This is a genomic window from Pseudomonas sp. Irchel 3E20 (assembly GCF_900187645.1).
Lineage (GTDB): Bacteria > Pseudomonadota > Gammaproteobacteria > Pseudomonadales > Pseudomonadaceae > Aquipseudomonas.
In genome coordinates, this window is record NZ_FYEE01000023.1 from 20,974 (window position 1) to 27,930 (window position 6,957).

The following is a 6,957-nucleotide window of genomic DNA, read 5'->3' on the forward strand; positions in this document are numbered from 1 at the left end:
TCAGTCCTCGGCGATGTCCACATGGCGCGTCTCACCCAGGCACAACAGCCCCACCAGCAGGCTCACCCCAGTGATGACCACCGGGTACCACAGGCCATAGAAGATATCGCCGGTGTACACCACCAGGGCAAAGGACACCGTGGGCAGGAAGCCGCCGAACCAGCCGTTGCCGATGTGGTACGGCAACGACATGGAGGTGTAGCGGATGCGCGTGGGGAACAACTCCACCATCAGCGCTGCCAGCGGCCCGTAGCACATGGCGGAAATCAGGATAAGGGCGACGATCAACGCCACGATCATCGGCTTGTTGACCAATTGCGGGTCGGCCTGCTGCGGATAACCGGCCAAGGTGACCGCGCCGCGCAGGGCCGCTTCGTCGTAGCCGTCGATGCGCACGTCGCCAATGCTCACCTGCACCTCACTGCCGGCCGGGGCGGCGGCGCTGTGGTAGGGCAGGCCCTGCTTGACCAGGAAAGTCTTGACCTTGTCGCAAGGGCTGTCGAAACGCGCCTTGCCCACCGGGTCGAACTGGAAGGTGCAGGTGGCCGGGTCGGCCAGGACGGTGATCGGCGCCTGGCGGCTGGCCTGGTCCACCAAGGGGTTGGCGTAGTGGGCCAGGGCCTTGAAGATCGGGAAGTACAGCACCGTGGCCAGCAACAGGCCGAGCATCAGCACCGGTTTGCGCCCGACTTTGTCCGACAGCCAGCCAAAGAAAATAAAGAACGGCGCGCCGATCACCACGCTGACAATCAGCAGGCCGTTGGCCAGGGCCGGGTCCATTTTCAGGAATTGGGTAAGGAAAAACAGCACGTAGAACTGCGCGGCATAAAACGTCACCGCTTGCCCGGCGTTGATGCTGAACAGGGCGATCAGCACCACCTTGAGGTTCTCCCACTGGCCGAACGACTCGCGGATCGGCGCCTTGCACACCTTGCCTTCGCCTTTCATTTTCACGAAGGCCGGGGACTCGTGCAGGCTCAGGCGGATCCAAGTGGAAATGCCCAGCAGTACGATCGACAGCAAAAACGGAATGCGCCAGCCCCAGACCTCGAACTGATCGCCGGTGAAGTAGCGGCACGCCAGCACCACCAGCAGCGACAGCAATAGGCCCAGGGTGGCGGTGGATTGAATCCAACTGGTGTGCAAACCACGCTTGCCCATAGGCGCGTGCTCGGCGACGTAAGTGGCCGCGCCGCCGTACTCGCCGCCCAGGGCCAGGCCTTGGAGCATGCGCAGCACTACCAGGATGATAGGCGCAGCAATGCCGATGCTGGCGTAGGTGGGCAAAAGGCCGACGCAGAATGTGGCCACGCCCATCAGCACGATGGTGGCGAGGAAGGTGTACTTGCGCCCGATCATGTCCCCCAGGCGCCCGAACACCAGGGCACCGAAGGGCCGCACGATAAACCCGGCGGCGAACGCCATCAGGGCGAAGATGAATGCCGTGGTGTCGTTGACCCCGGCGAAGAACTGCTTGCTGATGACCGCCGCGAGGGCGCCGTAGAGGAAAAAGTCATACCACTCGAACACCGTCCCCAGGGACGACGCGAAGATGACCTTGCGGGTTTCCTGTTGGCTGACCGCTTCATGCGGGACGTCCAGGGTTTGAGCACGTTCTGACATAGGGGTGTCCCTCACAGTGATGACTTATTGTTGTTCCACTGTCGGCGCCGGGATTGGCGCCTTTTACTGCGTGATTCAGATGCTGTAGGTGCCAGGCGTGACGGCTCTGGTGTTTTGCGGGGCCTGCCTGGCCCCCGCGGTTTCGGGGCTGAGGATCAGTTGTGCGGCTTTCTCCGCGATCATCAGGGTGGGTGAACAGGTGTTGCCCGAGGTGATGCTGGGCATGATCGAGGCGTCGGCGATGCGCAGGCCCGGGATGCCGTGCACCCGCAACTGGGCATCGACCACGGCATCGCGGCCCTGGCCCATGCGGCAGGTGCCCACCGGGTGGAAAATCGTCGTGCCGATGCGCGCCGCGGCTTCGTGCAGCTGTTCGTCGCTGCGCAGCTCGGCGCCGGGCAGGTATTCGCTGGGGCTGAAGCGTTGCAGGGCCGGGGCGGCGACGATGCGCCGGGTCAGGCGAATGGCGTCGGCGGCCACCCGCAGGTCTTCGGGGTGGCTCAGGTAATTAGGCTGGATCAGCGGCGCCTGGCGCGGGTCGGCGCTGGCGATGTCGATGCGCCCACGGCTGTGGGGGCGCAGGTCGCAGACCGAGGCGGTGAACGCCGGGAAGCTGTGCAGCGGCTCGCCGAAACGCTCCAGGGACAGGGGCTGTACGTGGTATTCCAGGTTGGCGCGCTGCTGCTCGGGGCCGGAGCGGGCAAAGGCGCCGAGTTGGCTGGGGGCCATGGACAGCGGGCCGCTGCGGTCGTACAGGTAGCGCAGGCCCATGGCCATCTTGCCCCACAACGAGCCGGCGATCTGGTTCAGGGTGCGCGCGTTGTGCAGCTTGTAGATCAGGCGCAGTTGCAAGTGATCCTGCAGGTTACCGCCCACCCCGGGCAGTTCGTGGCGCACGCCGATGCCCAGTTGCTTGAGCAGCGGCGCGGGGCCGATGCCGGAGCGTTGCAGGATGCCCGGCGAGCCGACGGCGCCGGCGCAGAGGATGATCTCCCGACGCGCGCGCCAGGTCTGGGCCCGGCCCTGAAAGTGGCCGCTGACCTGGCTGGCGCGGCCGTCTTCAAGCAGCACGCGGTCGACGTCGACATCGGTGAGCACGGTGAGGTTGGGGCGCTGGCGGATTGGCTTGAGGAAGGCCTTGGCGGCGTTCCAGCGGATGCCGGCCTTCTGGTTGACCTGGAAGTAGCCGCAGCCTTCGTTGTCGCCACCGTTGAAGTCATCGATGGCAGCGATGCCGCTTTGCCCGGCCGCTTCGCGAAAGGCGTCGAGCACCGGCCAAGACAGGCGCTGGCGTTCGATCCGCCATTCGCCGCCGGCGCCGTGCAGCTGCGACTCGCCGGCAAAGTGGTTTTCGCTGTGCTTGAACAGGGGCAGCACGTCCTGCCAGGCCCAGCCCGGGTTGCCCTGGGCCGCCCAGGCGTCGTAGTCCTGGGCCTGGCCGCGCATGTAGATCATGCCGTTGATCGAGGAACAACCGCCCAGCACCTTGCCCCGTGGGTAGCTCAGGCTGCGGCCTTGCAGGCCGGGTTGGGGTTGGGTCTTGAAGCACCAGTCGGTGCGTGGGTTACCGATGCAGAACAAATAACCCACCGGAATGTGGATCCAGGGGTAGTTGTCGCGGCCCCCGGCTTCGAGCAGGAGCACGCGGTGCGCTGGGTTGGCGGACAGGCGATTGGCCAACAGGCAACCCGCCGGGCCGGCGCCTACCACCACATAGTCGTATGGCTGTTGCATCCCTGGCGTCCCCGTTTGTTTTTGTTATTGCGCACCATCCTAGTTGCTCGCGCACCCAAACAAACATGAGTTTTTTGCCGACCGCTTGTGCGTTTTCGCCCCAGGAACGCCCACAGCCCAGTGCCTGGCGAGGATGACGGTCTTTTCATTCATCCAAAACCGTTTTTTACGCCCGCTACGCGACCGAGCGCGGGCAAGCCCGTGCTACAACGACGAGGCGGGTTTTTCCGATTGTTCGTCCAAACGGTCGGATTCAAACAGCCGCGCCAGCTCTTCGCGGGCTTCCTGGGCGGTTTGCATGACCTTGGCGGCGTCGTCGTAGACCGCGTGCTGGGCGGCCAATACCTGTTCGTCGTGGAGCTTGAAGCGGTCGATCCGCGCTTGCGCCTGGGTCGGGCTCAGGCCCAGGCCGACCAGGGTACGGCGGCTCATTTCCAGGCTGGAGTAGAACGTTTCGCGCACGGCTTGGGCATCGAGGTCCACCAGGCGATGCACGTGCTGGCGGTTACGGGCGCGGGCGATGATTTTCATGTGGGGGTAGCGTTTGCGCACGATTTCGGCGGTCTTGATGTTGGTTTCCGGGTCATCTGTGGCAATAACGAAGAACTCGGCTTGCTCGACCTTGGCCGCGCTGAGGATTTCCGGGCGCATCGGGTCGCCGTAGAACACCGGCAAACCGCCGAAACTGCGGGTCAGCTCGATGGTTTCCACCGAGGTGTCCAGGGCCACGAACTGGATGTTCTGCGCCCGCAGGATCCGTGCCACGATCTGGCCCATGCGGCCCATGCCCGCGATCACCACCCGGGGGGCATCGGTGTCGATGCTGCGCAAATGCTCGGGCACCGGCACCACGGCAGGCTTGGCCTGGATCAGGCGCCCGCACAGCAGTAACAACAATGGCGTCAGGGCCATGGACAGGGTGATGGTCAGCACCAGCAAGTCGTACAGGCGCGGCTCGAACAGGCCTTGGTCGCGGCCGATCTTGAACACCACGAAGGCAAACTCGCCGCCCGCCGCCAACACCACCCCCAGGCGCAGGGCATTGAGTTGGCCCAGGCCCCCGGCGAGGCGGCCGACCACATAGAGCAACGGCAGCTTAATCAGGATCAGCAGCAGCGTCAGGCCCAGCACCGCTGCCGGGGCGCTGAACAGCAGGCTGATATTGGCGCCCATGCCGACGCTGATGAAAAACAGCCCCAGCAGCAGGCCTTTGAAGGGCTCGATCTGCGCTTCGAGTTCATGGCGGTACTCCGAATCCGCCAGCAGCAGCCCGGCCAGGAACGCCCCCAAAGCCATGGACACGCCCACCAGGTCCATCAGCCACGCGGTGCCGATCACCACCAGCAGCGCGGTGGCGGTGGACACTTCCCGCAGCCCGGTGCGGGCGACGATGCGAAACACCGGGCGCAGCAGGTAGCGCCCGCCGATCACCACCACCGCGATGCTGCCCAGCACTTGCAGGCCGTGGTTGAGGTCTTGGGCGGCGGTGGTGGAGTGATCGCCACCGGCCAGCACCGGGACCATAGCGATCAGGGGAATGGCAGCGATGTCCTGGAACAGCAGAATGGCAAACGCCAGGCGCCCGTGGGGCGCGGTCAGCTCCTTGCGTTCGGCCAGGCTTTGCAGGCCGAACGCCGTGGACGACAGTGCCAGGCCCAGGCCCAGCACAATCGCGCTGTTGAGCGGTTGGCCAAATACGAAGAGTGCCACGGTGCCGATCACCGAACCGGTCAGCAGCACCTGGGCCAGGCCCACGCCGAACACCGCTTTGCGCATCACCCACAGGCGCCGGGGCGACAGCTCCAGGCCGATGATGAACAGCAGCAGCACCACACCAAGCTCGGAGATATGGCTGACGCTTTGCGGGTTGCCAATCAACCCGAGCACCGACGGCCCGATAATCACCCCGGCAAACAGGTAACCCAGTACGGCGCCCAGTTGCAGGCGCTTGGCCAGGGGCACGGTAAGCACCGCCGCAAAGAGGAACACAACAGCGGCTTGCAACAGGTTGCCTTCGTGGGGCATGGGCGTACTCCGGGACGTCTGGGCGGGGAACCGGCGACGGGTGCCGGCCGGGCAGGGCGCGATTCTACCGGGGTGGCGGGGGCGCTGCAGCGCTAATCAGGCCTGGGCTACGGTTTCCAGGTTCGCCCCGATATGTACGAAGGCGCGTTTGACGTACTCATCCTTTTCCCCCACCGGGGCAAAGTTGTGCAACACCTCTCGCGCCTCGGTCTGGCCCTTGAGCCGTGCGATCAGCCACGCCGCGAGGTAAGACGACGCCAGGCACCCCCCGGCGGTGGCGACGTTGCCCACGGCGCGAAAGGGCTGGTTGAGCACCTTGATACCCGCAGCCACCACCCAGGGCTTGCTGGTGTTGTCGGTACAAGCGGTGTGGTCTTCCAGCAGGCCCAGCTTGGCCAGCAGGTAAGTGCCGGAGCACTGGGCGGCGAGCAATTGGCGGCGCGGGTTCAGGGCCCGTAGCGTGGCCATGAGCGGTGCGCTCTGGCAAACATCCATGATGTCCAGGCTGCTGCCGACCCATACCGCATCGGCCCGGCACGCCTCTTCGAGATCGATGTGGGCATTGAGGGTCAGGCCGTTCATCGACGTGACCTGGGCCGTGGGCGCGGCGATGCTGACGCGCCAGTGCGGGTCCCCCAGCAGGGCGATGCGGCTCAACAGGGTGTAGGCGATGATCGAATCCAACTCGTTGAAGCGGTCAAAGGTCAGGATTGCAATGTGCATGGCGGTTTCCGAGGGGCGTGAGGTGCGAGGTGTTGGATGCTCAACCGGGATCTCACTACTGGAACTGCACAAGAGGTCACACAAACTGGTTCAGCGGTGGCGCTGAGTATGGTTGATAACGCTGATTTGGCCGGGTGGGTGGGCGATTTCTTTTGTTGGGCCATTGAGTTAGTGCTAGCGCTGGCTTTTCCTGTGCCGGGATTTATCTGCGCAGGTGAATGACAACGGTTGCCAACTCCTGCGCTTTCTGAGAAAACCCAGCCCTTCAAGCCTCGGACATAGGCGCACTGACGAGTAGATACTCATGAACGAGCCATTGCAGGTGACGGATATTCAGCTCGGCGAGGGCAAGGAAGTGGTCAAGGGGGCCTTGATTACCACCCAGTACCGGGGGTTTCTGGAAGATGGCACCTCGTTCGATTCCTCATACGAGCGGGGCAAGCCGTTCCAGTGTGTGATCGGCACGGGGCGGGTCATCAAAGGGTGGGATCTGGGGTTGATGGGAATGAAAGTGGGGGGCAAACGCAGGCTGTGGGTGCCGGCGCCTCTGGCGTATGGCGAGCGTTCCATGGGCGCCCATATCAAGCCCCACTCGAACCTGGTGTTCGAGATCGAGTTGCTCGAGGTGCTGACCCGGGACGATTGAGACCGTCACACAAAACTCGCCCGCCACGGCGGGTGGCGTCGCCTAAACAAACGGGGTGTTTCATTGCCTCACCCCCGGTGCGCCGAAAAGGAAGGGGTCGGCCCAGCGGGTTTTCGCGTTGTGGGCTTTGGTGGCTGCGTCGGGCGGGCGGACCATTTGCACGGTGGTGCTGCCGTCGCTGCCGTTGTAGACCACCGCGCTGGTGC

At 64.5% G+C, this 6,957-nt stretch carries 5 protein-coding genes; 1 reads left to right on the plus strand and 4 read right to left on the minus strand.

All coding sequences use genetic code 11. The features are described 5' to 3' along the window. From CKW13_RS23810 to CKW13_RS23825, 4 genes are all read right to left on the minus strand, one after another. A complete protein-coding gene (locus CKW13_RS23810; RefSeq protein WP_095111213.1) occupies nucleotides 1-1,623 on the minus strand; it encodes an MFS transporter in 1,623 nt (540 codons plus the stop codon). A gap of 75 nt (nucleotides 1,624-1,698) precedes the next feature. Continuing rightward, the gene (locus CKW13_RS23815; protein WP_095111214.1) at nucleotides 1,699-3,357 is read right to left on the minus strand and encodes a GMC family oxidoreductase; all 1,659 of its coding nucleotides are present in this window, start codon (nucleotides 3,355-3,357) and stop codon (nucleotides 1,699-1,701) included. A gap of 204 nt (nucleotides 3,358-3,561) precedes the next feature. Then, entirely contained in the window at nucleotides 3,562-5,382 is a 1,821-nt protein-coding gene (locus CKW13_RS23820) for a monovalent cation:proton antiporter-2 (CPA2) family protein (RefSeq protein WP_095111215.1), read from the minus strand. A 96-nt stretch (nucleotides 5,383-5,478) separates the two neighbouring features. Further along, the gene (locus CKW13_RS23825) at nucleotides 5,479-6,105 is read right to left on the minus strand and encodes a DJ-1/PfpI family protein (protein WP_095111216.1); all 627 of its coding nucleotides are present in this window, start codon (nucleotides 6,103-6,105) and stop codon (nucleotides 5,479-5,481) included. Nucleotides 6,106-6,409: 304 nt separating this feature from the next. Between CKW13_RS23825 and CKW13_RS23830 the strand changes: the two genes are divergently transcribed. Then, nucleotides 6,410-6,751 (plus strand): FKBP-type peptidyl-prolyl cis-trans isomerase, encoded by a 342-nt coding sequence (locus CKW13_RS23830; RefSeq protein WP_095111217.1) that lies wholly within the window; start codon nucleotides 6,410-6,412, stop codon nucleotides 6,749-6,751. Nucleotides 6,752-6,957 lie beyond the last annotated feature (206 nt).

Bases quoted from the DNA above. Each gene is read 5' to 3' on its own strand.
- CKW13_RS23815 (WP_095111214.1), bottom strand. From the start codon at position 3,357: ATGCAACAGCCATACGACTATGTGGTGGTAGGCGCCGGCCCGGCGGGT.
- CKW13_RS23810 (WP_095111213.1), bottom strand. From the start codon at position 1,623: ATGTCAGAACGTGCTCAAACCCTGGACGTCCCGCATGAAGCGGTCAGC.
- CKW13_RS23825 (WP_095111216.1), bottom strand. From the start codon at position 6,105: ATGCACATTGCAATCCTGACCTTTGACCGCTTCAACGAGTTGGATTCG.
- CKW13_RS23830 (WP_095111217.1), top strand. From the start codon at position 6,410: ATGAACGAGCCATTGCAGGTGACGGATATTCAGCTCGGCGAGGGCAAG.
- CKW13_RS23820 (WP_095111215.1), bottom strand. From the start codon at position 5,382: ATGCCCCACGAAGGCAACCTGTTGCAAGCCGCTGTTGTGTTCCTCTTT.